This is a genomic window from Streptomyces megasporus, from assembly GCF_000718985.1.
Classification (GTDB): domain Bacteria; phylum Actinomycetota; class Actinomycetes; order Streptomycetales; family Streptomycetaceae; genus Streptomyces; species Streptomyces megasporus.
In genome coordinates this window covers 12,815-36,308 of sequence record NZ_JODL01000010.1, presented here as the reverse complement: position 1 = coordinate 36,308, position 23,494 = coordinate 12,815, and the positions used below count along the sequence as shown (strand labels likewise).

The window sequence follows — 23,494 nt, the reverse complement described above, 5'->3', positions numbered from 1 at the left end:
GGCGCGGTGTTGGCCCGTACTCGACGCTTGTATGGCCGACAGGTGACGCCGGACGGCTCGCGGCGCACAAGGGACCGGAGACCGCCGGCGCCGGGCGAGGCCGCCTGGAATACCCCTCCCGCGAAAGGGAGTTGACCGGGCATGACCACGAAGAGCACCGGGGCCGGCGCCCCCGAGGTACTGCGGTACACGGCGTTCTCCTCCGACCCGGACGGCGGCAACCCGGCCGGAGTCGTCCTGGACGCGAGCGGCCTGGGGGAGACGGAGATGCTCGCGATCGCGGCCGAGGTCGGGTACTCGGAGACGGCCTTCCTCACGCCTCCGCCCGCCGGACTCGGCGCCGAGCCGGGGCGCGGCTTCGGCATCCGGTACTTCAGCCCACTCGCCGAGGTGCCCTTCTGCGGGCACGCCACGGTGGCGAGCGCCGTCGCGCTCGCCGAACGGATCGGGCCGGGCGAGCTGGTCTTCGCCACCTTGGCCGGCCACGTCCCCGTCACCGTCGCCGACGACCTGCGCGCCACCCTCACCAGCGTCGAGCCCCACGTGGCGGACGTCGCCGACGGGGACGTGGCCGAGGCCCTGGCCGCGCTCGGCTGGGAGAGCGGCGAGCTGGACCCGGTCCTGCCTCCCAGGGTCGCCTTCGCCGGGGCCCGGCACCTGGTGCTCGCCGCCGCCGGCCGGGAGAGGCTCGCGGCGCTGGAGTACGACGTCGAGCGGCTGAAGGCGTTCATGCTCCGCCGGGACCTGACCACCCTTCACCTGGTGTGGCGGGAGTCGGAGACGGTCTTCCACGTCCGTGCCCCCTTCCCCGTCGGCGGTGTCGTGGAAGATCCCGCCACAGGGGCGGCAGCGGCGGCGTTCGGCGGGTATCTTCGCGCCCTGGGCCTGGTCACCGCACCGGCGCGGCTCACTCTCCACCAGGGGCACGACCTGGGTCGCCCCGGTCTGTTGGAGGTCGAGTTGCGCGCGGACGATCCGCGCGTGCGGGTGTCGGGAAGGGCGGCCCGCATCGGGTGAGCCGCGTGGGGCCACGGCGAGAGCCGCGGAGAAGGGAGCGGGCGATGAGCGACACGGAACGGGACGCCGGGACGGCGACGGGGGCGTCGGAGGCGGTGGAAGCGGCAGCGGCAGTGGAAGCGGCGGGGGCAGCCGAGGCCGTGGTGGGCACCACCTTCGGCGCCTACCAGAGCGAGATCTACCTCAACGGCCTGGGCGGCGTGCTTCCCCCCTTCACCACCGACCCGACCGCCCTGGAGGACTCCGCCCGGGAACGGATGGAGGACGGCCCGTTCCGGTACGTCGCCGGGGCGGCCGGTTCCGGCGCGACCGCCCGCGCCAACCGGGAGGCGTTCGACAGGTGGCGGCTCGTCCCCCGCATGCTGCGCGACGCGACCGTCCGCGACCTGCGCACCACCGTGCTGGGCACCGAGACGCCCGCCCCCGTGCTGCTCGCGCCCGTCGGCGTGCAGTCCATCGTCCACCCCGACGGCGAACTCGCCACCGCGCGGGCGGCGTCCGCGCTGGGCATTCCCATGGTGCTCTCCACCGCCTCCTCCCACACCCTGGAGGAAGTGGCCGAGGCGAGCGGGGACGGGCCGCGCTGGTTCCAGCTCTACTGGCCGAACGACGACGAGGTCTGTGCCGGCATCCTGCGGCGGGCGAAGGCGGCGGGTTTCACCACCCTCGTGGTCACCCTGGACACCTGGACGCTGGCCTGGCGCCCCCACGACCTGGACCTGTCCTACCTGCCGTTCATCCGGGGCATCGGCACCGCCATCCCCTTCTCCGACCCGGCGTTCCGAGCCGGGCTGGCCAAGACCCCCGAAGAGGACCCGATCTCGGCGGTGCTGCGCTGGGTGCCGATGTTCACCGGCACCGACCGCTCCTGGGACCGGCTGCCGTTCCTGCGCGAACACTGGGACGGGCCCATCGCCCTCAAGGGCATCCAGCACCCGGACGACGCCCGGCGCGCGGTGGCGGCGGGCATGGACGGCATCGTGGTCTCCAACCACGGCGGCCGTCAGGTGGACGGCGCCGTCGCCTCCCTGGACGCCCTGCCGGAGATCGTCGAGGCGGTGGGCGACGAGATCGAGGTGCTCTTCGACTCGGGGGTGCGCACCGGCGCGGACGTCCTCAAGGCCCTGGCGCTGGGCGCGAAGGCCGTCCTGATCGGCCGCCCGTTCGCCTACGGCCTGGCCCACGGCGGCGAGGACGGTGTGCGGCACGTGCTGCGCGGACTGCTGGCCGACCTCGACCTGACGCTGGGCCTGTCGGGCCACCGCTCCCCGGCGGAGCTGTCCCCGGACTCGTTGCGGCGCGTGTGAGGCGCGGGGCCCGCCGCCGTTCCCGGGCGCGGGCCCCGCTGCTTTCCGTCACGCTTTCCGTCACGCCCCCTTCCGCCGGAGGGGGCCGTCAGACGGCGTCCGCGAAGCGCTCCACCCTGTTGATGCGTCCGAGGACGAGGATGGCGTCCCCGTAGGCCAGGACGGTGTCGGGTCCGGCGGGCTCGAACCCGCCCTCCGCGGGCTTGACCGCGATCACGTCGATGCCGTACCGGGCGGGCATCCGGGCCTCGCCGAGGGGGACGCCGACCAGCTCCCTGGGCGGCCTGACCTTCGCGATGGCGTGGTTCTCGTCCAGCTCGACGTAGTCCTGCATGTGGCCGGAGACCAGATGGGCCACCCGCTCCCCCATGTCGTACTCGGGGTAGACCACGTGGTGGGCCCCGATCCTGGACAGGATGCGGCCGTGCTCGCGGCTGACCGCCTTGGCCCAGATGTCCGGGACCTCCAACTCGGCCAGCAGCGAGGTGGTCAGGATGCTGGCCTCCATGTTGGTGCCGATGGCGACCACGGCGCTGGGGAAGTTCGGCACGTCGAGCTGCCGCAGCGCCTCGATGTCCGTGGCGTCGGCGGTGACGACGTGGGCGAGCCGCCCGGACAGGTTCTGGACCGTCCTGGGGTTGCTGTCGATGGCGAGCACGTCGGTGCCGCGCTCGGTCAGCTCCAGCGCCAGCGCGCTGCCGAACCGGGCCAGGCCGATCACGACGACGGGTTCGTTGTTGCGGTCAGCCAACGATGATCCTCTCCTCGGGCAGGTCGTAGCGGCGGGCGCGTTCGCGCAGGGCCAGGGCGGTCGCCAGGGTCAGCGGGCCGAGCCTGCCCGCGAACATCAACACGGTCAGGAGCACCTTCGCCGCCGGGGGAAGCTCACCGGTGATCCCCGTGGAGAGCCCCACCGTGGCGAAGGCGGAGATCACCTCGAACAGGACCTGGTCCAGGGTGAAGGCCGTCATGCCCAGCACCGCGAACGTGGACGCCGCCACCGCCCCCACGCTCAGCAGCACGATGGCCAGCGCCTGCCGCTGGTTGCCCTCCGGCACCCGCCGCTTGCCCACCCGGATGCCGGGGTCCCCGCGCATCTCCGCCCAGATGACGAACGCCAGCAGGCCGAACGTGGTCACCTTGATCCCGCCCGCCGTTCCCGCGCTGCCCCCGCCGATGAACATCAGGACGTCGGTGGCCAGCAGACTCTCGGACCCCATGGCCGAGGTGTCGATGGTGTTGAAACCGACACTGCGGGCGGTGACGGAGGCGAAGAACCCCGCCAGCCACTTGTCCTCCCCGTCCAGTCGCCCCAGCGTCTCGGGGTTGGTGTACTCGGCCATGGTGATCACCAGGGTGCCCGACACCAGCAGCAGCGCCGTGAACACCACCGTGACGCGGGTCAGCACGGACCAGCCGCGGGGCCTGCGCCACGACCGGACCAGTTCGAAGACCACGGGGAAGCCCAGCCCGCCGACGATGGCCGCCGCCGCGATCGGCAGGCACACCCACGGGTCGCCCACATAGGACATCAGGCTGTCGGGGTGGGTCGAGAACCCGGCGTTGTTGAACGCCGAGACCGCGTGGAAGACGCCGTCGTAGAGGGCGTCGCCCGGCGGGCGGTCGTACCGGACGAGGAACACCACCGTCAGGACGGCGGCCACGACCGCCTCGCAGACCAGGCTGAACCGGATGATGTTGGGCACCATCCGACGCAGGTCGCCCATGCCCGGGTTCTTGGTCTCCGTCCGCGCGACCAGTTGCGCCCGCAGCCGCAGCCGGCCGGAGACCAGCACCGCGAACAGCGCGGCCAGCGTCATGATGCCCAGGCCGCCGGCCTGTATGAGCAGCAGGACGACGACCTCGCCGAACGTCGACCAGTGGCTCCCGGTCTCCACGGTGATCAGGCCGGTCAGACACACCGCCGAGGTCGCGGTGAACGCCGCGTCGACCACGTCCGTGCGCTCGCCGGACACCGCGGCCACCGGCAGGGAGAGCAACACCGTGCCGACCGCGGCGGCCACCGCGAAGCCGGCGACGGCGATCCTCGCGGGGTGCCGGAGCCGGCTCCCCTCGACTCCGAGACCGGCCGGCCTCGCCTGCCTGTCCCCGACATCCCTCACCACGACGCCGCCCTCGCCCGCACGTGACATCTCCGCATCCGTACCGGCCCGCGGCCGGGCGCCTGCCGCCGGGCCCGGTCGTACACGACAACGCGGGCAAGGTACCAAAGCCCCGACACCGACGGTCGCCGGGTCCGTTCCCACGCGCCGAACACCTCCGCATACCGCGTGACGGGTGGGGTAAACGGGTGAACGGCCATCGCCGGCACGCGGCGCAGAACGCTTGACAAGGAGTGGGTTCGTGGAGCGGATCACGCTGGGCCTCGACGACCACGGGACGGTCCCCGTGCCCCGGGCACGGGCCGGCGCCGCGTACGACGGAGGGCCGGAGACCATCCCGGCCGCACGGCACTTCGCCACCGACTTCCTGCGCCGGCTGCGCACCGAGCACGGCGTCCCCGTCGCGCCCCGGGCCGTCGACACCGTCCGACTGGTCGTGAGCGAACTGGTGACCAACGTCTGCAAGTACGCCCCCGGCCCCTGCCTGATCGACCTGGAGCTGGTCGGCGACACGGTGGAGATCACCGTCTGGGACCGCGAATCGGTCCTGCCCATCGCGCGGGCGGCCGAGCCGGGGCGGGTCGGTCAGCACGGTCTGGAGATCGTCCTCGCGCTGTGCGAGGGCTTCGACGTCCGGCGGGAGCCCGTCGGGAAGCGGATCAAGGTGCGGGTCTCCCTGAACGCCCCGGACTCCGCGGTCTGAGCCGGCGCGCGCCGGACGTCCGGGCCTCCCCTACCCCTCCTGTTCCTCGGCCGCGTCGGCCTCGGCCTTCGTGCGGTGCACGGTTCCGCGCGGGTGCTCGGGCGGGCCGTAGAGGGAGTAGATCTTCAGCGGCTCCTCGCCGATGTTGATCACGTTGTGCCAGGAGCCGGCCGGCACCAGGATCACCCAGTCGTCGGCCACTTCGCGGTCGAAGTCGAGCCGGTCCCGGGCGGGCCCCATCCGGACCCTCCCCCTCCCCGACTCCACCCGTAGGAACTGGTCGCGGTCGGGGTGCGTCTCCAGGCCGATCTCGCCGCCGGGTTCGATGCTCATCACCGTCAACTGCAGGTGGTTCCCGGTCCACAGCGCGGTGCGGTAGGTGTCGTTGGCCAGGGTGGCCTTCTCGATGTCCAGCACGTGCGGCTGCGGCCCGTGGTCCTGAGGGGCCTCGGTGCCCATGGCGGTGCTCCTTCCGTCGCGTACCGGCATCATCCGCGATGAGCGGCGTCCGCGCAGCGGTGCGGCACTCCGGTGCCACTCGGCCGGCGGCTCGCCGTCCGACGCTCCGGCCGTCCGACCGGGACCGTCTCGCCCGCCTCGGCCGTCTACCGGATCCGCGCCCCGTCCGGGACCATGCGGGCATGGCCACCACGACGACCGCCGTCCGCCCGGTCGAGGCGGACGAACTGAACGCCGTCGCCGGATTGCGGTGGCGGTGGGTGCGGGAGAACGGGGAGGAACCCGCCGTCGCGCGCGAGGAGTTCACGCGGGGCTTCACGGCGTGGGCGCGGGAGAACGCCTCGTCCCACCGCTGCCTGGTCGCGGTCCGCGACGGCACGGTGCTCGGCATGGCGTGGCTCGCGGTCGTCCCGCGCGTACCCACCCCCGGCGACCTCGACCGCGGCTCGGGCGACGTGCAGTGCGTGTACGTGGTGCCCGAGGAGCGGGGCGCCGGGCTGGGCGGACGGCTCGTCGACGCGGTCCTGGACCTCGCGCGCGAGCTGGGCCTGGAGCGAGTGACCGTCCACTCCAGCGACCGGGCCGTCCCGGCCTACCGCCGCCACGGATTCGCGTCCGCCCCGACGCTGCTCCACACCCACCTCGCGGACCGGGGGCGTCGAGAACGGAATCGGTGAACCCGACGGGCCGTCAGGCCATGAGTTCCTTGAGCTCCTCGGTCGCCAACACGATCCCCACCGGGTCGGGCAGCCGCAACTCCTCGCCGAGACCGGTGGTGGTGTGCACGTCGCGGTAACGGCCCTTCTCGGGGTGGGAGTGGACGACGAGTTCCTGCCGCTCGCGGTCGACCAACAGGTGCACCGGGATGCCGGCCTCCGCGTACCCGTCGGTCTTCCCAGCGTGGTCCTTCCCCGGCCGGGCGGAGGCGACCTCGACGGCCATCAGCACACCGCTGGGGTCGGACCACTCACCGCGCCCGGCGAAGTACCCCTTGGGAGCCAGCGCGCCGTCGGGTCGAGCCCGGCCGTTGCCGTACTTCTCGACGATGAGTCCTTGCTCGGGATACAGGCGAAGTTCGGGGCGCTGTGCCATACAGCGCTCCAGCAGCCACATGACGATCTCTCCGTGGTCCCCATCCGGCACCGGCTTGACCCTCAACTCTCCACGAACGAATTCCAGCGTCACCGTCTCCGGGGCCGAGGCTTCGAGTTGCTCGAACTCCTCGACGCTCATCTGCGCGGAGTCACTCGCCTGTACGGACCGATCGATGGCCATGGTCATCACGGGTCTCCCTTCGACTCCACCGTAGCGGCGCCCTTCGCCCCGCGCGCACGATAACGGCGCTCTCGCGCAGGGAAGGGTGGAGAAGCCCGGCGCTCACCCGAAAGGGTGAGCGGGACGGCGGGCGGCCTTGTGGGTGTCGAGGCCCGAGCATGACGGCGCTCGCGGCGGGACATCTTCACCTCGGAACCGCACCGCACGCCGTGAGAACCGGCCGGGCACCACACCCGACGCACACGAGAGACGAGGCAGGGCCATATGAACAGTCCCTTACCCAGGAAGGTCGTCGTCGTCGGCGGCACGCGCGGCATCGGCGCCGCGATCACGTCCACGTTCGTGGCCGCCGGAGCGGACGTCCTCCTGACCGGGCGCAGCGTTCCCGACCACGTGGTGGAGACCTTCCGGAGAGCCGGGTGCCGGGCCGGGCAGACCGTGGAGGGACTCGCTCTCGACGCCACCGCGCCCGACTTCGCACCCCGGCTGGCCGAGTCCGCCCGGACGTCGCTCGGCGGTCTGGACGTGCTCTGCCTCAACGCCGGTGTCTTCCCCAACAAGCCGCTGGCGGACCTGACGCACACCGACGTACGCGAGGTCTTCGCCACCAACGTGGAGAGCCAGATACTCGCCGTCGCGGCGTGTGTGCCGCTGCTGCGGGAGTCGCGGCGCGGCCGGATCGTGCTGACGTCGTCGATCACCGGCCCCCTCACGGGCTTTCCGGGCTGGAGCCACTACGGCGCCAGCAAGGCCGCACAGTTGGGTTTCATGCGTACCGCCGCGCTGGAACTCGCCCCGTACGGCATCACCGTGAACGCGGTGGCACCCGGCAACGTGGTGACCGAGGGGCTTGAGGAGTTGGGTGCGGCCTACCTCGCCCAGATGGCCGCGACCGTTCCCCTGGGCCGCCTCGCCCGGCCGCGGGAGATCGCCGATGTGGTGGAGTTCCTCGCCGGCGACGGGGCGTCGTTCATCACGGGGCAGGTCATCACCGTCGACGGTGGCCAGACCCTGCCCGAGTCACCGGAAGCGGTGCTGCCGACCGGCCCGGACGACCGGTCCTGACCTGCGGCGCCGAGCGGGGTCGGAATCCCCCGGGCAGTCCCCGGCCCTCGTCCGGAGGCGGACGGGGAGGGCGTCTCGGCAGGTCGGGGCGGGGAGCGAGCGGGTAGCGGCAGACGAGTCGCGCTGTACGCCGGGTTCTGTCTCCGGCGGGCCTCGCGGCCCGCCGGGAGGCGGTCATCCATCTGGGACCGATGTCGCCACCGGCCTCGTGCGGTCCACCCGCGGACTCGGGCGGGCCACCCTCGAACATCCGCGCAGGGCCGCCGTCCCTTCCGGGACGGCCGCCCCTTTTGACCTTGCTCCGGGTGGGGTTTACCGAGCCGCCCAGGTCACCCTGGGCGCTGGTGGTCTCTTACACCACCGTTTCACCCTTACCGGGGGCGGTGAGGCCCCCGGCGGTCTGTTTTCTGTGGCACTTTCCCGCGGGTCACCCCGGGTGGGTGTTACCCACCACCCTGCCCTGTGGAGCCCGGACGTTCCTCGACGGTTTCCCCGAAGGGGCCCCGCCGCGACCGCCCGCACGACTCGTCTGCCGTGCCGTCCATGCTACCGGCCGCGTCCCGCGCCCTTGACCTTGTCGCGACGTCAATGTGTTGACTCGGGGCCATGAGGATCGGCGAACTGGCCGCCCTGGTGGGTGTCACCACCCGTACCGTGCGGCACTACCACCGTCTGGGTCTGCTGCCCGAGCCCGTGCGGCGCGCGAACGGCTACCGCGAGTACGGGCTGCGCGACGCGGTGCTGCTGGCGCGCGTGCGGCGGTTGACCGAGCTGGGGCTGAGCCTGGACGAGGTGCGGGACGTCCTGGCCGACGACGACTTCGGCGCGGGGCGCGAGCTGCACGAGGTGCTGACCGAGCTGGACGGCGACCTGGCCCGGCAGGAGGCGGCGCTGCGGGAGCGGCGGGCCCGCGTCCGTGAGCTGCTGCGGCTGGCCGAGCGGGGCGAGTTGCCCGCCGAGGGGCCGGTCTCCCCCGAACTGGCCGCGCTCTTCGGGGAGATGGCCCGCGCCGCGGCGGATCTCCCCGGTCCCGAGCCGGCGATGGCGGCCCGGGAACGGGAGTTGCTGGCCCTGTTGGAGACGACCGCGTCGCCCGAGGTCCGCCGGGAGTTGTTCGCGGCGCTCGGCGAGACGGGCGGCGATCCGGCGGCAATGGCCCGCGCGTACGAGGTGTACGCCCTGCTGGACGCGTTGGCGGACGCCGAGGTGGACGATCCGCGCGTGGCGGGGACGGCCCGCGCGGTGGCGGACGCCGTACCGGAGGCGGTGCTGGGGACGATCGGGGGCGTCCCCTCCGGCGCGGGGGACGGCAACGGGTTCGACGGGTTCGCCGAGGCGCTGTTCGCCGACTTCTCCCCCGCCCAGGTGGAGGCCCTGCGGCAGGCGATGCGGCTGCTGGCGGAGCGGGCTCGGTGAGCCGGGGGCGGGCCGCGCGCCGGGTCGCGCGGTGGGGGGTGTGCGCGGTGGTGCCGGTGGAGCTGGGGCTGGTCGTCTGCCTGGTGGCCGGGGTGCGGGTGCCGGCGCCGGTGGTCGTGGCCGCCGAGGCGCTGGTGGGGTGCGTGCTCGCCGTGGAGGCGACGGTGTCGGCGCGTGCCTGGCGGGCGGCGCGGCGCGGGGGATCGACCGGTCGGGAGGCGGCGCGCGCGGCCCTGCGGGCGGCCGTGCCCGCCCCGGTGCGGCGACTGGTCCTCCACGAGCTGCGGGTGGTGGCGAGCCTGGTCCGGTGGGCGGCCCGGCGTCCGCACGGGGTGGGCGCGGGCGACACGGCCGTGCGGTACGCGGGCGAGCAGGCGCCGATGATGTACGGGCTGCTGTTCGTGACCGTCGTGGAGACGGTGGCGATGAGTCTGCTGCTGACCCGGTGGCCGACCGCGCACCTGGTGGTGCTGGTGCTGGACGTGTGGGCCGTGGTGCTGGTGCTGGGCCTCCACGCGGCCTGCGTGGTGCGTCCGCACGTGGTGGGCGCGGACGGTTCGCTGCGGGTGCGGTACGGCGCGCTGGTGGACGTGCGGGTGCCGGCGGGGCGGATCGCCTCGGCGCGGGTCGAGCAGCACTGCCCCGACGGGCGGCTGCTGCGGGTCGTGGACGGGGTGATGGACCTGGCGGTGGGCGGCCGGACGACGGTGACGGTGGAGCTGGACGCGCCGGTGGAGATCGTCCGTCCGCTCGGCGGCCGGGAGCGGGCGCGGGTGCTGCGGTTCTGTGCCGACGATCCGCGGGCGGCGGTCGCCGCGCTGCGGGGGACGGCCGGACGACGAGCCCTGCCCACCGGCTGACCCCCGACGGACGCACGGGCCCGGACCTCCCCGAACGGGATCCGGGCCCGTGCGTCCGTCGGGCAGGCGCCGGGGGCTCGCCCCGCGAGGTTCGTGTACCTCTTCGAGCCCGTTCGGCGCGGCGCCGGCCGCCACACCGACCGCTACACCGACCGCGTCTCGCCGCTGCGGTCCAGGTAGGCCTCGACCGTCCGGCCCGCCAACGCCGTCATGACGCGTCGGTGCAGGTCGTGGACCTGTTCCGCGTCCCCGGTGTGGACGGAGGGCGCCAGGGTGTCCCGGACCGTGTCCGCCGCGCGCCGCACCTCGGCCGCGTCCTCCTCGTCGCGCACGGCCACCGCCAGGTCGCGCAGCATGCGCAGCAGGGCCACCAGGACGGTGGGCTCGGCGGCCGCGTAGCGCCGTAGCTGCCCGCAGGCCAGGTCGAGGTAGTACCGCAGGTCGCGGTCCGGTACGACCGCCCGCCCCACACCGTCCGGGTCCTCGTGCACGGTCGGCCCCAGGCGGCTTCCGGCGAGCCTCACCAGCAGGTCGGCCATGTGTCCCACGGCGGTGCAGGCGGTCTGCGGGTCGTTGTTCCCCGGTGCCACCGCCTTGACCGCGATGTCCTCCAACTGGCGGAAGCCGAGGCCACGTCCTGGTCCAGGGTCCGCTCGTAGCCGAGCACCAGGGCGTCGCCGACCAGGTCGGCGGCGCCGGCCTCGTCGGGGTACGGGCTCAGGGCCCCGGTGGAGGGGTCGCGTGCCCACACGGTGGCGACGGGATTGCCGGAGACGACCAGATCGCCGGGGCGGACGAGGAGCCGCACCACGGCGCCGTCCCGGCGGGCCCGTTCCACGAGTTCGTCGACACGGACCAGCCGCACGAAGCCGCTGTTCCGCCCGTGCGCCGTCGTGCCGGGCGTCCGGTCCAGGCCCGGGTCGTCCGGGGAGCGCCGGGGCGGATCGGTGCGGGCGGGGTAGAACATCCCGATCGCCTCGTCGGTCTCGTCGTGGACCGACAGCATCATGGAGTCCACCCGCACCTCGCGGACGATGTGGGTCAGGAATCCCAGCACGGCGGCCAGGGAGGCGATGCCGAGCGAGGCCGCGCAGAACAGCGCGACGGCGGGCACCGGCCGCTTCGCGTCCAGGAAGGCGAGGGTCGTCAGGGTGAACACGGCCGTCGCGATCAGCACGGTCAGGACGGCCTTGATGGTCCGGTCGCGCGCGTACCGCCGCAGCAGGCGCGGGGAGAACTGCTGCGAGGCGAGTTGCAGCGTCACCACGGTGATGCTGAACGCCACGGTGGTCACCGTGACGGCCCCGGTCGCCAGCACCTGTAGCGCCGTGGAGGCGGAGTCGGTGTCGCCGGGCCACAGGACGGAGAGCGGCGTGCCGCGCTCGGGCCTGATCCGGGCCAGCGCCAGTGCCGCGACGAGGGCGCAGACCCCTCCTGTGGCGGGCCACGTCCACAGGGGGTGGCGGGCCTTCTCGGCCTGGGGTGTCCCGGAGGTTCGGAAGCGTTTCATCCTGCTCGACTTGCCGTGTCGCCGGGGGCCGACACCGGCATCCGGAATCGGTGCGTCCATGCGGCGGACGTACGCTGCTGACCGCGCCGGTGTGTGCGGCGCGTGTACCGCCCTGTGAGGAGTCCCACCGTGCTCGTGCTGCTGCCACCGTCCGAGGGGAAGGCCACCGGCGCCTTTGGTCCCGCGCTCGACCTGGGCGCGCTGTCGCTGCCGGGGTTGACGTCCGCCCGCGAGGCGGTGCTGGACGAGTTGGTGGAGCTCTGCTCGGCCGACGAGGAGAAGGCGCGGGAGGTGCTCGGGCTGAGCGAGGGTTTGCGCGGTGAGGTGGCCCGGAACGCCGCGCTGCGGACGGCTCCGACGCTGCCCGCCGGGGAGGTCTACACCGGCGTGCTCTACGACGCGCTGGACCTGGCCGGGCTGGACGCGGCGGCGCGGGAGCGGGCCGAGCGCCGGCTGCTGGTGTTCTCGGGGCTGTGGGGCGCGGTGCGGATCACCGACCCGGTCCCGCCCTACCGCTGCTCGGGCGGGGTGAGGCTGCCGGGGCTGGGGAGTCTGGGCCGGTACTGGCGGGAGCCGCTGGCGGCGGTGCTGCCCGAGGCGGCGGGCGACGGGCTGGTGCTGGACCTGCGGTCGTCGGCGTACGGGGCGATGTGGAAGCCCACGGGCCGGCTCGCCGAGCGCACCGCGACCGTGCGGGTGCTCCAGTCGAAGATCGTCGACGGAGTGGAGAAGCGGTCGGTGGTGAGCCACTTCAACAAGGCCACCAAGGGGCGGATCGTCCGTGCCCTGCTCCGGGCGGGCGAGGAGCCGGCCGGCCCGGCGGAGCTGGCCGAGGCGCTGCGCGGGCTGGGGTACACGGTGGAGGGCGAGCCGCCCGCGCGGGGCGGGACGCCCTGGCGGCTGGACGTGGTGGTCACCGAGCTGTGAGCGGGGCCGGCGGACGGGGGCCGGCGGACGCGCCGGCCCCCGTCCGTCCCGGCGTCCGTCCCGGCGTCCGTCCCGGCGTCCGTCCCGGCGCGTCTCAGCGCAGGTGGCTCGTGTCGTTGAAGAGTCGCACCGAGGCGTTGCCGTCCGGGTAGTGGGCCACCGCCGACAGGGAGGCGGCCGACAGCTCCATCCGGAACAGCGACTCGGGCGGCGCGCCCAGTGCCAGCCGCACCAGCACCTTGACGGGCGTGACGTGGGAGACCACCAGCACCGTCCGGCCCGGGTAGCGGGCGAGGATCCGGTCCAGGGCGCGCTCCACGCGGCGGGTGACGGCGGCGAAGGACTCGCCGCCGGTGGGGGGCGCCTCGGGGTCGGCGAGCCAGGCGTTCAGGTCGTCCGGGTGGCGTTCGCGCGCCTCGGCGAAGCTCAGTCCCTCCCAGGCGCCGAAGTCGGTCTCGCGCAGGTCCTCGTCGATCTCGACCTTCAACCCGAGCCGTTCGGCGACGATCCCGGCCGTCTGCCGGCAGCGGGTGAGCGGCGAGCTGACCACGTCCTGGACGGTGCCGCGCGCCGCGAGCGCGGCGGCGACGGCCTCGGCCTGCCGCAGTCCGACCTCCGACAGGGCGGGGTCGGTGCCGCCGCTGCCGGAGAACTTCTTGAGGGGGGTGAGGGGGGTCTCGCCGTGCCGCAGCAGCACCAGGGTGGTGGGGGCGTCGAGGGAGGGGCCCCAGCCCATGGAGGGGGTCTTCGGCTCGGTCTCCTCGGGGAGGGCCGTGGGGTCGGCTCCGGTGTCCCGTGTCGGGTCCGGCGCCGTCCCGCCGGGGCGGGAGGCGTCGCCCCGCGCGGCCCGCCGCACGGCGTCGCGGGCCGCGGCCCGTGCCTCGGCGGAGCTCTCGGGGGTCGCCGGGGCGGCCTCGGCGAGGGCGTCGGCGTCCCGCGCGGCGAGTTCCGCCGTCGAGGCGGACGGCTGCCAGGTCTCGCCGCGGCGGCCGGCGTCCATGGCCTCGTTGGCCAGCCGGTCCGCGTGGCCGTTCCGCTCGCGTGGGATCCACTCGTAGGAGACGGCGTCGGGCGGGAGGATCGAGGCGGCCTCCACCGCCAGGGGACGCAGGTCGGGGTGCTTGATCTTCCAGCGGCCCGACATCTGCTCAACGACCAGCTTGGAGTCCATCCGGACCCGCACCGTCGCCTCCGGGTCGAGCGCGTGGGCCGCGCGCAGGCCCGCGATCAGGCCGCGGTACTCGGCGACGTTGTTGGTGGCGGTGCCGATGTACTCGGCCGTCTCCGCCAGGGCCTGTCCCGTCCGGGCGTCGCGGACCACCGCGCCGTACCCGGCCGGGCCGGGGTTGCCGCGGGAGCCGCCGTCGGCCTCGACGACGAAGGAGCGTCGGGACGTGGGAGGGGACGCGGGAGAACCCGTCATCACAGGCCGGACTCGGGGGTGCGGACCAGGATGCGGCGGCAGTTCTCGCAGCGCGTCACCGAGTTCGCCGGGGCCTGACGGATCTCGTTGATCTCGGTGATGTTCAACTCCAGGCGGCAGCCCTCGCAGCGCCGCTGGTAGAGGCGGGCCGCGCCGACGCCGCCGTGCTGCTCGCGGAGCTTGTCGTAGAGCTTGATCAGGTCGGCCGGGACCGCGCCGGCCACGACCTCGCGCTCCTTGGTGACCGTGGCGGTCTCGGCGTCGATCTCCTCCAGCGCGGCGTCGCGCCGCGCCGTCGCGTCGTCGATCCTGGACTGGACGGACTCGACCCGCCGCGTCAGCTCCGCGACCCGCTCCTGGGCGGCCTCGCGGCGCTCCATGATCTCCAGGACGACGTCCTCCAGATCGCTCTGGCGCCTGGCGAGGGAGGCGATCTCCCGCTGGAGGTTCTCCAGGTCCTTGGGGGAGGTGATCGCTCCGGAGTCGAGCCGCTCCTGGTCGCGGGCGGCGCGCTTGCGGACCTGGTCCACGTCCTGTTCCGCCTTGGTCTGCTCGCGGGCGGTGTCGCTCTCCTCCGTCTGGGCGGCGATCAGCAGGTCGCGCACCTGGGCGAAGTCGGCGTTCAGGCTCTCGAGTTCGGCGTGCTCGGGCAGGTTCTTGCGCCGGTGCGCGAGCTGGGTGAGCCGCAGGTCGAGGGCCTGGACGTCGAGGAGACGGATCTGGTCGGCTGGCTCGGCGTTCAGTTGGGGGCTCCTGTGTGGGTGGTGGGTGCGGCGCCGTCGGCGGGGGCGGACGCCGCGTGGGTGGTCCAGGGGTCGGTGGCGGTCCGGGAGACGTGGACGCGCAGGTTCCAGCCGTGCCGCCGCGACACCTCGTCGAGCTGGGCGGCGGCCTGCTCGCACCAGGGCCACTCGGTGGCCCAGTGCGCGGCGTCCACCAGCGCCGGTCCCCCGGTGAGGGCGGCGTGCTGGACGGCCTCGGAGGCCGGGTGGTGCCGCAGGTCGGCGGTGACGTAGGCGTCGACGCCGGCGGCCCGCACCTCGTCGAAGAGGCTGTCGCCGGAGCCGCCGCAGACCGCGACCGTGCGGATCGGGCGGTCGGGGTCGCCGGCGGCCCTGATGCCCTGCGCGGTGGCGGGCAGGGCGTCGGCCACCCGCCGCGCGAAGCGGGCCAGCGGCTCGGGCGCGTCCAGTTCGCAGATCCGGCCGAGCCCGCGGCGTCCGTCCGCGTCGGTGGGGTCGGGCACCAGCGGCGCCACGATCCGCAGGCCGATGGCTCCGGCGAGGGCGTCGGAGACGCCGGGGTCGGCGCGGTCGGCGTTGGTGTGGGCGACGTGCAGGGCGACGTCGTTCCGGATCAGGGTGTGGACGACGCGCCCCTTGAAGGTGCCGGCCCAGACCGTGTCGGTGCCGCGCAGGTAGAGGGGGTGGTGGGTGAGGAGCAGGTCGGCGCCGAGTTCCACCGCCTCGTCGGCGATCTCCTGAACGGGGTCGACGGCGATCAGCACCCGGTTCACCTCGGCGTCGGGGTCTCCGCAGACCGTTCCGACGGCGTCCCATTGTTCGGCCCGCTCGGGGGGCCACAGGTCGTCGAGTGCGGCGATGACATCGGAGAGTGCAGGCACGGGTGAGAGGTTACCTTCCGTCCGCCCCGGCGCGTCGGGCCGGAGGTCCGGCCGCTCCGGGGCCCGGCGGGGCGCGCCGTCTCACCGCCGGGTGGAGCACATCGCGCACCGGCGTCCCCGGCGATTCCGTCCGCCGTCCCCCGAACGTGTGAAGGCTCCCGACTCGTGCCGCCCGGCCGGGAACACGAAAACTAGCTTCACTACCGGAGGTGATTGGTCGATGACAGTCTGTGCTGTCGACACCGTTCCGGGTGACGGCGGGAGAGCGGCGTACACCGGCTTCACGATCGCCGCGGACGGCTCCTACGCGGCCAGGCTCGCGGTGGCCGAGGGGGGCGGGGGGTGGACTCCCGAGCGGTGGACGCTGGACGGCCCCGAGCCGTACGCGGTGCCGCTGCCGGGGCCCCGGCCGGAGGGGCCCGGCACCCAGGTGCTGCCGCTGCCCGACGGGCGGGTGCTGATCTGCCGCAGGGCCGCCGACCGGCACCACCTCGCGCTGCTCTACCCCACCGGCCCGTGCACCGGCGAGCTCCACCTCGGCTCGGTGGAGTCGGAGCGGCTGACGCTGCTGCCGCCCGCTCCGGGCGGCCTGTCGGCGTACGCGCTCTCCCCCGGCCGGGCCGGCGCGAACAGCACGGCGGTGTGGCTGGTGCACGGCGGCCCCTACGGCCCGGAGCCGGTGGCCGAGGTGCCCGGCCGGTGTTCGGGCGGCACCTGGCTGGATCGCGGGGGGCGGCTGCTGGCGCTGGACCGCACCGACGCCTCCGGCCGGACGAAGGCCGTCGTGGTCGACCTGGAGCGCGGCGAGGTCTCCCCCCTGCTGCAGATCACCGACGACAGCGACGACCGGCTGCTGCTCGCCGACCCCGACAGCGGGCTGCTGCTGGTGCGGTCCGACGCCCCGGGCGAACCGCGGCTGGGCTGGGGGGTGCTCGGCAGTCACCGGCCCGTGCGCTTCCCCGAGGCGCTGCGCCCGCAGGGGGTGGCGCTGGCCCCGTTCGCCATCCAGCCCGGTCAGGCCCTGGTGCCGGAGGGCTGCGCGGTGGCGCTGCGCGTGGACGGGCCGAACGGAACGTGGGTGGCCGTGTGGCGGCCCTCGCAGCGGCGGTTGCAGCACCTGGCGGCTCCGCAGGGGTGGCTGCGGGGTTCGGGGTTGTGGACGGTCGACGGGGAGTTGCGGCTGCCGTACTCCACCGGCCACACGCCGTGCGGGCTGGCCCGGATCACGGTGTCGCGTCCGGAACCCGAGACGCTGCCGGGTCCGCGTCCGAGGCCGACGGTCGAGGAGGTCGGGCCCGCGCCGGCGGCGCGGGCCGCGGTGGAGGAGGGGGAGACCGGCTCGTTCACCGTCTTCACCCTCCGGTCGGTCGCGCGCGCACCGACGCCCCTGCAGCAGGCGCCGCTGTCGCGGACCGCCGCGGACCGAAGATCGTAGAACTACTACGATCCGGTCGGGTACGGAGGGAACCGACCGGATTCACGGAGTAGTTGGCGATGTCCCAGACCCAACCCCAGACCCAGACCCACGTCCAGCCCCAAGCCCAGACCCACGTCCAGCCCCAGTCCCGGCCCGCGAACGGCGGCGGGACGGGCGCCGCGGCGGGCGGCGAGACCACCGAGAGCCGGGGCAGGCACCGAGGGCCGGCCGCCGTCGGCGAGGAGGCGACGGTACCCGCCCAGGGCCGTCACCGCCGCCCCGGCGGGCAGGAGGGAAGCGGCCGGTAGCACCGCCGAACGGCCGAGACCGGCCGGACGCGCTACGTGTGGCGGACGACGGTGTCGGCCAGGACGGGGGCGTCGTCGCGTTCGACCGCGGTGACGGACGCCCTCAGCCGGGTGTCGTCCTGCCGCCGGACGCGGATGCGCAGGGTCTCGCCGGGGAAGGCGACCCCGGCGAAGCGCGTGCCGTAGGCGCGCACCCGGTCGGCCTCGCCGTCCAACACGGTGTCCACCACGGCCTTGAGGACCATGCCGTAGGTGCACAGGCCGTGGAGGATCGGCCGGTCGAAGCCCGCCAGGCGGGCGAAGTCGGGGTCGGCGTGCAGCGGGTTCCAGTCCCCCGACAGCCGGTACAGCAGCGCCTGGTCCTCGCGGATCGGCCGGGTGAGGACCAGGTCCGGCTCGCCTTCGGGCACGTCCGCGCGGACGGACGGGCCCCGCTCGCCGCCGAAGCCGCCCTCGCCCCGCACGAAGATCACCGCGTCGCAGCTCCACAGCGGCCCGTCGCCGTCGGCGACCTCGGAGCGCAGCGTGATGACGGCGGCCTCGCCCTTGTCGTGGACGGCGGTGATCCGGGAGGTCTGCCGGGCCCTGCCGTTCACCGGGACCGGCCGGTGGAGCACGAGGGACTGGCCGCCGTGCAGGACGGAGGCCAGGTCGACGTCGACGCCCGGCATGGAGAGGCCGTCCAGCAGGGTCAGCCGGCCGCCGGCGACGGTGGCGAAGCTGGGCAGGACGTGCAGTCGGCTCTCCAGGGTGTAGCGCAGTTCCCGCAGGTCGTCGGCGGGGACGCCCGCGCCGATCCCGAGGTGGTAGAGCTGCACGTCCTTGTGGCCCCAGGCGAGTTCGGTGGTGACGGGTTCGGCTGCGAGGGCCTTGGCGGCGTCGATGGGCATGGGAAGCTCGCTCCTCGGCGACCGCGGACGGCAGAGGGTGTGGCAGGGGCCGCGGCCCGCCCCCGACCGCACCGGAAACGGGGGGCGTTCCGGCCGGCGGCTTTCTTGCATAGCACACGTATCGCCTCCGGCGCCTGCCGAGAACGTCCCCCGCACCCCGCCCCCGCCCGGTGCTCCCCCGCGCCTCGCTCCCTCGCCCGAGAGGGAGACCGACCCCCGCCACCGGCCCGTCGGCGCCGTGCGGCAGCATGGGCCGCGGCACCGGGCCGGTCGGACCGGGTGGGCCGGTCGGGTCAGGTCGGGGAGGTCGTCGATGGAGTCGGTGGAGTCGGTGGAGGAGTCCGTCAAGCCCGCAGCGGATGTGGTCGCCACGTTTCTGACGGCGAAGGGCTTCATGCCTCTCGACGAGGGGATGGCCCTGTACGCGGCGGCGTTCGAGGCGGCGCGGCTGGGGCTGCCGCTGCTGGAGATCGGCACCTACTGCGGGCGCTCCACGATCCTGCTGGCCGACGCCGCCCGGCGGGCCGGCGGGGACGCGACCGTTCTGACCGTCGACCACCACCGGGGCAGCGAGGAGCAGCAGCCCGGCTGGGAGTACCACGACCCGGAGTTGGTCGACCCGGAGGTCGGCCTGATGGACACCCTCCCGACCTTCCGCCGCACCCTCCACGCCGCCGGGCTGGAGGACCGTGTGATCGCGCTCGTCGGGCGCTCGCCGCGGGTCGCGGCCGTGTGGGGCGGGAAGCTCGGGCTGGTCTTCGTCGACGGCGGCCACACCGACGAGCACGCGACCGCCGACTACGAGGGGTGGGCGCCGCACCTGGCCGAGGGCGGGCTGCTGGTCGTCCACGACGTGTTCCCGGACCCGGCCGACGGCGGTCAGGCGCCGTACCGGATCTACCGCCGGGCCCTTGCGTCCGGCGCCTTCGTCGAGGTGTCCGCCCTCCGGTCGCTGCGCGTTCTGCGGCGTACGGGCCCGGGGATCTGACCCGCGCCACTACGATCTGCGAGCATGTCCCTCGGCAGACGGCTGTTCATCGTCCTCGCGGTCCTGCTCCCCGTCTGCCTCGCGGGCTGGTTGGCCTGGCGGTCGGCGGGAGGGACGGGCGCGGACCCGACAACCGGACGCTCCCCCTCGGCCTCCCCCTCCCTCTCCTCACCGGCGCGCGGCGCGTCGAAGGGCCCAGAGGAGCCGGAGGGTTCCGATGGACGGCCGGGGGACGGCCTGCTGCTGCGGGGCACGGTGGTGGTCCTCGACCCGGGACACAACCCGGACAACCGCGAGCACACCCGCGAGATCGCGCGCCGGGTCGACATCGGCACGGGCCGCAAGGAGTGCGACACCACCGGCACGGCCACGGACTCCGGTTACGCGGAGGCGCTGTTCACCCTGGACGTCGCGCGTCGCGCCCGCGCCATCCTGGAGGAGCGGGGCGCCACCGTGGAGTTCACCCACGACGGCGACCGCCCGTACGGGCCGTGCATCGACGAGCGCGCCCGGGCCGGGAACGAGGCGGGGGCCGACGCCGTGGTCTCCGTGCACGCCGACGGCTCGACCGCCGGCAACCGGGGCTTCCACGTGATCCTCCCGGCCCGGGTGCGGGAGGGGGCCGCCGACACCACGCGGATCGTCGGTCCCTCACGCCGGCTGGGCGAGCACCTGGCCGACGCCTTCGCCGAGGCGACCGGTTTCGCACCGGCGGACTACCTGGGCCCCGCCACGGCCGACAGCGGTCTGGTGACCCGTGGCGATCTGGGCGGGCTCAACCTGTCCCGGGTGCCCAAGGTCTTCCTGGAGTGCGGCAACATGCGCGATCCCCACGAGGCCCGGCGGTTCACCGATTCCGAGTGGCGGGGGCGCGCGGCCCGCGGCATCGCCGACGGCGTCACGGCCTTCCTCCGGGACGCGGACGGCCGTTACCACGGTGAGACGCACAAGACGGACCCGCCGGACCGCGCCGGGCGTCCTTCCGTACGATAGGGCCCGCCCCCGTCTGACCAGACCATGACGAAACCGATTAAGGATATTACGTGAACATCCGCTCGCTCACCCGAAGCGATGGCGCGGTAATCGGAGCAGCGGTGCTGCTGTTCATCGCCTCCTTCCTCGCCTTCTTCCAGGCAGAGGACAAGGATTGCACCGGGACCTGCTCGTTCAACACCTGGGATCCCGCCCTCTTCCCGCTGCTGCCGACCGTGACGATCGCCGGTCTGGCCGCCGCGGCGCTGCTCGCCCTCGGGCACATGCTTCCCGGAGAGCGCAAGATCCTCGGGCTCGGTCTCGACCAGTGGGGCACCGCACTGGCGGTCTTCGTCGGCTGGTCGGCCCTGTGGTCGTCGTTCTCCAACCTCTTCCCCGATCTGAACTCGGAGTTCGGGGACTCCAACGAGGGCGTGGAGCTGGGCGTCGGCGCCTGGCTGACCCTCATCGGCGGTCTGGTCATGGCGATCTTCGCGGTCCTGGGCAACAGCGTGCCCGCGCTCAAGGGCCCGCTGCTGCCGGCCCCGTCCCCGAAGGCCCCGAACCCCTACGGTCCGGGCCCGCAGCCGGGTCACCCCCAGCCGGGCGGTTACGGCTACCCGGGCGGCCCCCAGCCGGGCCAGCCCCAGACCGGTGGCTACGGCTACCCGGGCGGCCCCCAGCCGGGTCACCCCCAGCCGGGCGGCCCGCAGCCGTCCCAGCCGCAGCCGTACGGCGGTCAGCCCACCCCGGCGGCGGGCCCCGGCGCCCCGGCCGACCCGAACTTCCAGCCGTTCTGGTTCGCCGTGCCGGTCGCGCGTCCGCTGTTCCCGGAGGACGGCTCCCCCAACCCGATCGCCGAACTGGCGCCGGGCACCTGGTACCTGGCGGTCGAGCAGCGCGGCCAGGCCCTGGTGGCGCAGACGCAGGACGGCCGGCGCGGCATCCTGCAGGACACCTCGGGCATCCAGCGCGGCTGACGTCCGCCGCGCGGCCGTCCGACGGCGAAGAACCCCACGGCCCTCCGTCCGGCCCCGGACGGAGGGCCGTCGCCGTCTCCCGTCGCCGTCTCCCGTCGCCGTCTCCCGGCGTCTTCTCCACCGCCGTCTCCCGGCGCCCCGGACGCACCACCGGGACACCGCGCGGCGATTCCATGGCAGCGACCCCAACCCCTCACCCGGAGCGAAGAGTTGGGGTTTGTCGGTGTTTCACACGGCAATCCGGACGTTATGGTCACCGCTGTCGGGCGACGCCGCGGAGATCGCGGCGGTGACCCGCCTGTTCCCGGGTCATCCGCTCGCGGCCCGGGCCGTCGGTACCGACGGCCCGGCCGACCGTGGGGACGGTACGGGGCGGGCCGGACGGCCTCAGCAGCAGTCCGGCTCCAGCCCCACCGGCAGTCCCTCTCCGCCGAAGACCGTCACCGTCGCCTCGTCGCCGCCCAGCGCGGCCACGGCCAGCAGCAGCGAACCGGCGGTCCAGGCGGTCAACTCCTCCGGCCAGACGGCGTCGTCCTCGAAGACGTAGCCGGTCCAGTACAGGCCGTTCTCGGCCCGCAGGTGCTGTATCCAGCGCAGGATGTCCAGCGCCCGGTCCGACTCCCCCATCACCCACAGCGCGAGCGCGAGTTCGGCGCTCTCGCCGCCGGTCACCCACGGGTTGGGCAGCACACAGCGCACGCCCAGGCCGGGGACGACGAAGCGGTCCCAGTCCCTCTCGATCCGCTCCTTGGCCGCCGGACCGGTCACCGCGCCCCCCAGGACGGGGTAGTACCAGTCCATCGAGTAGCGGCTCTTGTCCAGGAAGCGCTCGGGGTGGTTCCGGATCGCGTGGCCGAGCTGCCCCAGGGCCAACTCCCAGTCCGGCTGCGGGTCCTCGCGGTGCTCGGCGAGGGCGAGCGCGCAGCGCAGCGCCTGATGGATGGAGGAGCAGCCGGTGAGCAGGGCGTCGGCGACGGGGGTGCCGTCGGCCTCCCGCTTCCAGCCGATCTGTCCGCCGGGCTGCTGGAGGGCCAGGACGAACTCCACCGCCGCCACGACCACCGGCCACATCCGCTCCACGAAGGCGTCGTCACCCGTGGCGAGGTAGTGGTGCCACACCCCGACGGCGACGTAGGCGCAGAAGTTGCTCTCCTTGCCCGCGTCGGTGGGGTGTTCGGCGTCCCCGTCGGCGTACGCGGCGTACCAGGAGCCGTCCGCGTTCTGGTGCTCGGCCAGCCAGAGGTAGGCGGCCTCGGCCCGCTCGTGCTCGCCGGCCACGTCCAGCGCCATGGCCGCCTCGACGTGGTCCCAGGGGTCGAGGTGGTGGCCGCGGAACCAGGGGATCGCGCCGTCGGGGCGCTGGATCGCGGCGATGCCCGCCACGGTCCGCGCGGCCTGTTCGGCGGTGAGGACACCGGGCAGGACGAGCCGTTCGGTACGGCCCGGGCTCGTCACGCCCGCTCCGCGTCGGACGCCGCCGCGGCGGTGGCGGGGAGGTGCGGCTTGGTGGCGTAGGCCACGAAGCTCTTGCCCATCACGGGGTTGAGGAGGTTCTCGGCGAGGCGGGTGGCCAGGGGCTTCTTCATGATGTCCCAGACCAGCAGCTTGTGGTAGGCCCGTACCGGCAGCGCGGCGTCGTCACCGTCCCGGTTCACGCCGAAGGCGCACTTGAGCCACCAGTACGGGGAGTGCAGCGCGTGCGCGTGGTGCGTCCCGTATGGCCGCAGTCCCGCCTCGCGCATCTTCCCCAGCAGTTCGTCGGCGCGGTAGATGCGGATGTGGCCGCCCTCGACCTCGTGGTAGGCGTCGGAGAGCGTCCAGCAGACCTTCTCCGGGCCGTAGCGCGGCACGGTCACCGCGATCCGGCCGCCGGGGCGGAGCACCCGGACCATCTCGGCGAGGACGCCCTTGTCGTCGGGGATGTGCTCCATCACCTCGGAGATGATCACGGCGTCGAAGCTGTCGTCCGGAAAGGGCAGCGCGAGGGCGTCGCCCTCCATGGCGGTGGCCTCGGCGCCCGCCGGGGCCTCCCCCGCCTCCTTCATCGCCGCGAACCACTTGGCGACCTCGCGGATCTCCTCGCCGTTGCGGTCGAGCGCGACGACGCGCGCGCCGCGCCGGTAGCACTCGAAGGCGTGGCGCCCGGCGCCGCATCCCAGGTCCAGGACCCGGTCGCCGGGGGCGAGCGGGAAGCGGGAGAAGTCCACGGTCAGCACTGGCGGTCTGCCTT

General features: G+C 74.1%; 23 protein-coding genes, 1 other RNA gene and 1 pseudogene. 13 read left to right on the top strand and 12 right to left on the bottom strand.

Features of this window, described 5'->3' with window-relative positions; translation table 11 throughout:
* The first annotated feature begins 141 nt into the window (after positions 1 to 141).
* Together IF47_RS0111020 and IF47_RS0111015 are read left to right on the top strand one after the other, a co-directional pair.
* Positions 142 to 1,017 (top strand): PhzF family phenazine biosynthesis protein, encoded by an 876-nt coding sequence (locus IF47_RS0111020; RefSeq protein ID WP_031508449.1) that lies wholly within the window; start codon positions 142 to 144, stop codon positions 1,015 to 1,017.
* Between the two features lie 44 nt (positions 1,018 to 1,061).
* A complete protein-coding gene (locus tag IF47_RS0111015; RefSeq protein ID WP_078591730.1) occupies positions 1,062 to 2,324 on the top strand; it encodes a lactate 2-monooxygenase in 1,263 nt (420 codons plus the stop codon).
* 88 nt (positions 2,325 to 2,412) lie between these two features.
* Here IF47_RS0111015 and IF47_RS0111010 read toward each other — a convergent pair whose 3' ends face one another.
* Together IF47_RS0111010 and IF47_RS0111005 are read right to left on the bottom strand one after the other, a co-directional pair.
* Positions 2,413 to 3,075, bottom strand: a complete 663-nt coding sequence (locus IF47_RS0111010; protein ID WP_031508446.1) for a potassium channel family protein — start codon at positions 3,073 to 3,075, stop codon at positions 2,413 to 2,415.
* Positions 3,068 to 4,477 carry a TrkH family potassium uptake protein gene (locus IF47_RS0111005; RefSeq protein ID WP_078591729.1) on the bottom strand — a complete coding sequence of 470 codons (1,410 nt, stop codon included), beginning with the start codon at positions 4,475 to 4,477 and terminating at the stop codon, positions 3,068 to 3,070. Before IF47_RS0111005 ends, IF47_RS0111010 begins: the two co-directional genes overlap by 8 nt.
* Positions 4,478 to 4,697: 220 nt before the next feature.
* Here IF47_RS0111005 and IF47_RS0111000 point away from each other — a divergent pair, with 220 nt between their 5' ends.
* Entirely contained in the window at positions 4,698 to 5,150 is a 453-nt protein-coding gene (locus IF47_RS0111000) for an ATP-binding protein (protein ID WP_051717461.1), read from the top strand.
* Between the two features lie 30 nt (positions 5,151 to 5,180).
* Here the strand turns inward: IF47_RS0111000 and IF47_RS0110995 are convergent, their stop codons facing one another.
* Positions 5,181 to 5,609 (bottom strand): cupin domain-containing protein, encoded by a 429-nt coding sequence (locus IF47_RS0110995; protein WP_031508441.1) that lies wholly within the window; start codon positions 5,607 to 5,609, stop codon positions 5,181 to 5,183.
* A gap of 182 nt (positions 5,610 to 5,791) precedes the next feature.
* Here IF47_RS0110995 and IF47_RS0110990 point away from each other — a divergent pair, with 182 nt between their 5' ends.
* Positions 5,792 to 6,286, top strand: a complete 495-nt coding sequence (locus IF47_RS0110990; protein ID WP_037732379.1) for a GNAT family N-acetyltransferase — start codon at positions 5,792 to 5,794, stop codon at positions 6,284 to 6,286.
* Positions 6,287 to 6,299: 13 nt separating this feature from the next.
* On the opposite strand, the gene IF47_RS0110985 is transcribed toward IF47_RS0110990, so the two are convergent.
* Complete coding sequence (locus IF47_RS0110985; protein ID WP_031508439.1) at positions 6,300 to 6,890, bottom strand: Uma2 family endonuclease; 591 nt, start codon at positions 6,888 to 6,890, stop codon at positions 6,300 to 6,302.
* Positions 6,891 to 7,148: 258 nt separating this feature from the next.
* Between IF47_RS0110985 and IF47_RS0110980 the strand changes: the two genes are divergently transcribed.
* Positions 7,149 to 7,949: an SDR family NAD(P)-dependent oxidoreductase gene (locus tag IF47_RS0110980; RefSeq protein WP_031508438.1), complete on the top strand. Its 801-nt coding sequence runs from the start codon at positions 7,149 to 7,151 to the stop codon at positions 7,947 to 7,949.
* A 110-nt stretch (positions 7,950 to 8,059) separates the two neighbouring features.
* Here IF47_RS0110980 and rnpB read toward each other — a convergent pair.
* An RNA gene (gene rnpB / locus IF47_RS28695) (RNase P RNA component class A) lies at positions 8,060 to 8,477 on the bottom strand.
* 78 nt (positions 8,478 to 8,555) lie between these two features.
* On the opposite strand from rnpB, the gene IF47_RS0110975 reads away from it, so the two are divergent.
* Together IF47_RS0110975 and IF47_RS0110970 are read left to right on the top strand one after the other, a co-directional pair.
* The gene (locus IF47_RS0110975; protein ID WP_031508437.1) at positions 8,556 to 9,365 is read left to right on the top strand and encodes a MerR family transcriptional regulator; all 810 of its coding nucleotides are present in this window, start codon (positions 8,556 to 8,558) and stop codon (positions 9,363 to 9,365) included.
* On the top strand, positions 9,362 to 10,225 hold the full coding sequence (locus tag IF47_RS0110970; protein WP_245641078.1) for a hypothetical protein: 864 nt from the start codon (positions 9,362 to 9,364) through the stop codon (positions 10,223 to 10,225). Before IF47_RS0110975 ends, IF47_RS0110970 begins: the two co-directional genes overlap by 4 nt.
* A 143-nt stretch (positions 10,226 to 10,368) precedes the next feature.
* Here IF47_RS0110970 and IF47_RS0110955 read toward each other — a convergent pair.
* Positions 10,369 to 11,735 (bottom strand): annotated as a pseudogene (locus IF47_RS0110955) (DUF2254 domain-containing protein).
* A gap of 129 nt (positions 11,736 to 11,864) precedes the next feature.
* Here IF47_RS0110955 and yaaA point away from each other — a divergent pair.
* On the top strand, positions 11,865 to 12,662 hold the full coding sequence (gene yaaA, locus IF47_RS0110950) for a peroxide stress protein YaaA (protein ID WP_031508431.1): 798 nt from the start codon (positions 11,865 to 11,867) through the stop codon (positions 12,660 to 12,662).
* A gap of 94 nt (positions 12,663 to 12,756) precedes the next feature.
* Here yaaA and IF47_RS0110945 read toward each other — a convergent pair whose 3' ends face one another.
* Genes IF47_RS0110945 through IF47_RS0110935 form a run of 3 tightly spaced genes read right to left on the bottom strand, consistent with a single transcriptional unit; the run spans position 12,757 to position 15,709 of the window.
* On the bottom strand, positions 12,757 to 14,085 hold the full coding sequence (locus IF47_RS0110945; RefSeq protein ID WP_031508429.1) for a bifunctional RNase H/acid phosphatase: 1,329 nt from the start codon (positions 14,083 to 14,085) through the stop codon (positions 12,757 to 12,759).
* Positions 14,085 to 14,828 (bottom strand): zinc ribbon domain-containing protein, encoded by a 744-nt coding sequence (locus tag IF47_RS0110940; RefSeq protein WP_031508428.1) that lies wholly within the window; start codon positions 14,826 to 14,828, stop codon positions 14,085 to 14,087. Before IF47_RS0110940 ends, IF47_RS0110945 begins: the two co-directional genes overlap by 1 nt.
* Positions 14,825 to 15,709 (bottom strand): Nif3-like dinuclear metal center hexameric protein, encoded by an 885-nt coding sequence (locus tag IF47_RS0110935; protein ID WP_031508426.1) that lies wholly within the window; start codon positions 15,707 to 15,709, stop codon positions 14,825 to 14,827. The genes IF47_RS0110940 and IF47_RS0110935 overlap by 4 nt, the downstream gene beginning before the upstream one ends.
* Before the next feature lie 220 nt (positions 15,710 to 15,929).
* Here IF47_RS0110935 and IF47_RS0110930 point away from each other — a divergent pair, with 220 nt between their 5' ends.
* Positions 15,930 to 17,144, top strand: a complete 1,215-nt coding sequence (locus tag IF47_RS0110930) for a hypothetical protein (protein ID WP_031508424.1) — start codon at positions 15,930 to 15,932, stop codon at positions 17,142 to 17,144.
* Positions 17,145 to 17,203: 59 nt separating this feature from the next.
* A complete protein-coding gene (locus IF47_RS0110925; protein ID WP_031508423.1) occupies positions 17,204 to 17,434 on the top strand; it encodes a hypothetical protein in 231 nt (76 codons plus the stop codon).
* 32 nt (positions 17,435 to 17,466) lie between these two features.
* On the opposite strand, the gene IF47_RS0110920 is transcribed toward IF47_RS0110925, so the two are convergent.
* Entirely contained in the window at positions 17,467 to 18,324 is an 858-nt protein-coding gene (locus tag IF47_RS0110920) for a MaoC/PaaZ C-terminal domain-containing protein (protein WP_031508421.1), read from the bottom strand.
* Between the two features lie 313 nt (positions 18,325 to 18,637).
* On the opposite strand from IF47_RS0110920, the gene IF47_RS0110915 reads away from it, so the two are divergent.
* The 3 genes from IF47_RS0110915 (at position 18,638) to IF47_RS0110905 (ending at position 21,264) form a co-directional block, all read left to right on the top strand.
* Positions 18,638 to 19,312: a class I SAM-dependent methyltransferase gene (locus tag IF47_RS0110915; RefSeq protein WP_031508419.1), complete on the top strand. Its 675-nt coding sequence runs from the start codon at positions 18,638 to 18,640 to the stop codon at positions 19,310 to 19,312.
* A gap of 24 nt (positions 19,313 to 19,336) precedes the next feature.
* Positions 19,337 to 20,305: an N-acetylmuramoyl-L-alanine amidase gene (locus IF47_RS0110910; RefSeq protein WP_078591725.1), complete on the top strand. Its 969-nt coding sequence runs from the start codon at positions 19,337 to 19,339 to the stop codon at positions 20,303 to 20,305.
* Positions 20,306 to 20,406: 101 nt separating this feature from the next.
* On the top strand, positions 20,407 to 21,264 hold the full coding sequence (locus tag IF47_RS0110905; protein ID WP_425423574.1) for a hypothetical protein: 858 nt from the start codon (positions 20,407 to 20,409) through the stop codon (positions 21,262 to 21,264).
* 387 nt (positions 21,265 to 21,651) lie between these two features.
* Here the strand turns inward: IF47_RS0110905 and IF47_RS0110900 are convergent, their stop codons facing one another.
* Both IF47_RS0110900 and IF47_RS0110895 read right to left on the bottom strand, forming a co-directional pair.
* Complete coding sequence (locus tag IF47_RS0110900) at positions 21,652 to 22,719, bottom strand: prenyltransferase/squalene oxidase repeat-containing protein (protein WP_031508416.1); 1,068 nt, start codon at positions 22,717 to 22,719, stop codon at positions 21,652 to 21,654.
* Entirely contained in the window at positions 22,716 to 23,480 is a 765-nt protein-coding gene (locus IF47_RS0110895) for a class I SAM-dependent methyltransferase (RefSeq protein ID WP_031508414.1), read from the bottom strand. Before IF47_RS0110895 ends, IF47_RS0110900 begins: the two co-directional genes overlap by 4 nt.
* Between the last annotated feature and the right edge of the window lie 14 nt (positions 23,481 to 23,494).

Bases quoted from the DNA above. Each gene is read 5' to 3' on its own strand.
- IF47_RS0111020 (WP_031508449.1), top strand. From the start codon at position 142: ATGACCACGAAGAGCACCGGGGCCGGCGCCCCCGAGGTACTGCGGTAC.
- IF47_RS0111015 (WP_078591730.1), top strand. From the start codon at position 1,062: ATGAGCGACACGGAACGGGACGCCGGGACGGCGACGGGGGCGTCGGAG.
- IF47_RS0111005 (WP_078591729.1), bottom strand. From the start codon at position 4,477: ATGTCACGTGCGGGCGAGGGCGGCGTCGTGGTGAGGGATGTCGGGGAC.
- IF47_RS0110995 (WP_031508441.1), bottom strand. From the start codon at position 5,609: ATGGGCACCGAGGCCCCTCAGGACCACGGGCCGCAGCCGCACGTGCTG.
- IF47_RS0110990 (WP_037732379.1), top strand. From the start codon at position 5,792: ATGGCCACCACGACGACCGCCGTCCGCCCGGTCGAGGCGGACGAACTG.
- IF47_RS0110985 (WP_031508439.1), bottom strand. From the start codon at position 6,890: ATGACCATGGCCATCGATCGGTCCGTACAGGCGAGTGACTCCGCGCAG.
- IF47_RS0110980 (WP_031508438.1), top strand. From the start codon at position 7,149: ATGAACAGTCCCTTACCCAGGAAGGTCGTCGTCGTCGGCGGCACGCGC.
- IF47_RS0110975 (WP_031508437.1), top strand. From the start codon at position 8,556: ATGAGGATCGGCGAACTGGCCGCCCTGGTGGGTGTCACCACCCGTACC.
- IF47_RS0110945 (WP_031508429.1), bottom strand. From the start codon at position 14,085: ATGACGGGTTCTCCCGCGTCCCCTCCCACGTCCCGACGCTCCTTCGTC.
- IF47_RS0110930 (WP_031508424.1), top strand. From the start codon at position 15,930: ATGACAGTCTGTGCTGTCGACACCGTTCCGGGTGACGGCGGGAGAGCG.
- IF47_RS0110925 (WP_031508423.1), top strand. From the start codon at position 17,204: ATGTCCCAGACCCAACCCCAGACCCAGACCCACGTCCAGCCCCAAGCC.
- IF47_RS0110920 (WP_031508421.1), bottom strand. From the start codon at position 18,324: ATGCCCATCGACGCCGCCAAGGCCCTCGCAGCCGAACCCGTCACCACC.
- IF47_RS0110915 (WP_031508419.1), top strand. From the start codon at position 18,638: ATGGAGTCGGTGGAGTCGGTGGAGGAGTCCGTCAAGCCCGCAGCGGAT.
- IF47_RS0110910 (WP_078591725.1), top strand. From the start codon at position 19,337: ATGTCCCTCGGCAGACGGCTGTTCATCGTCCTCGCGGTCCTGCTCCCC.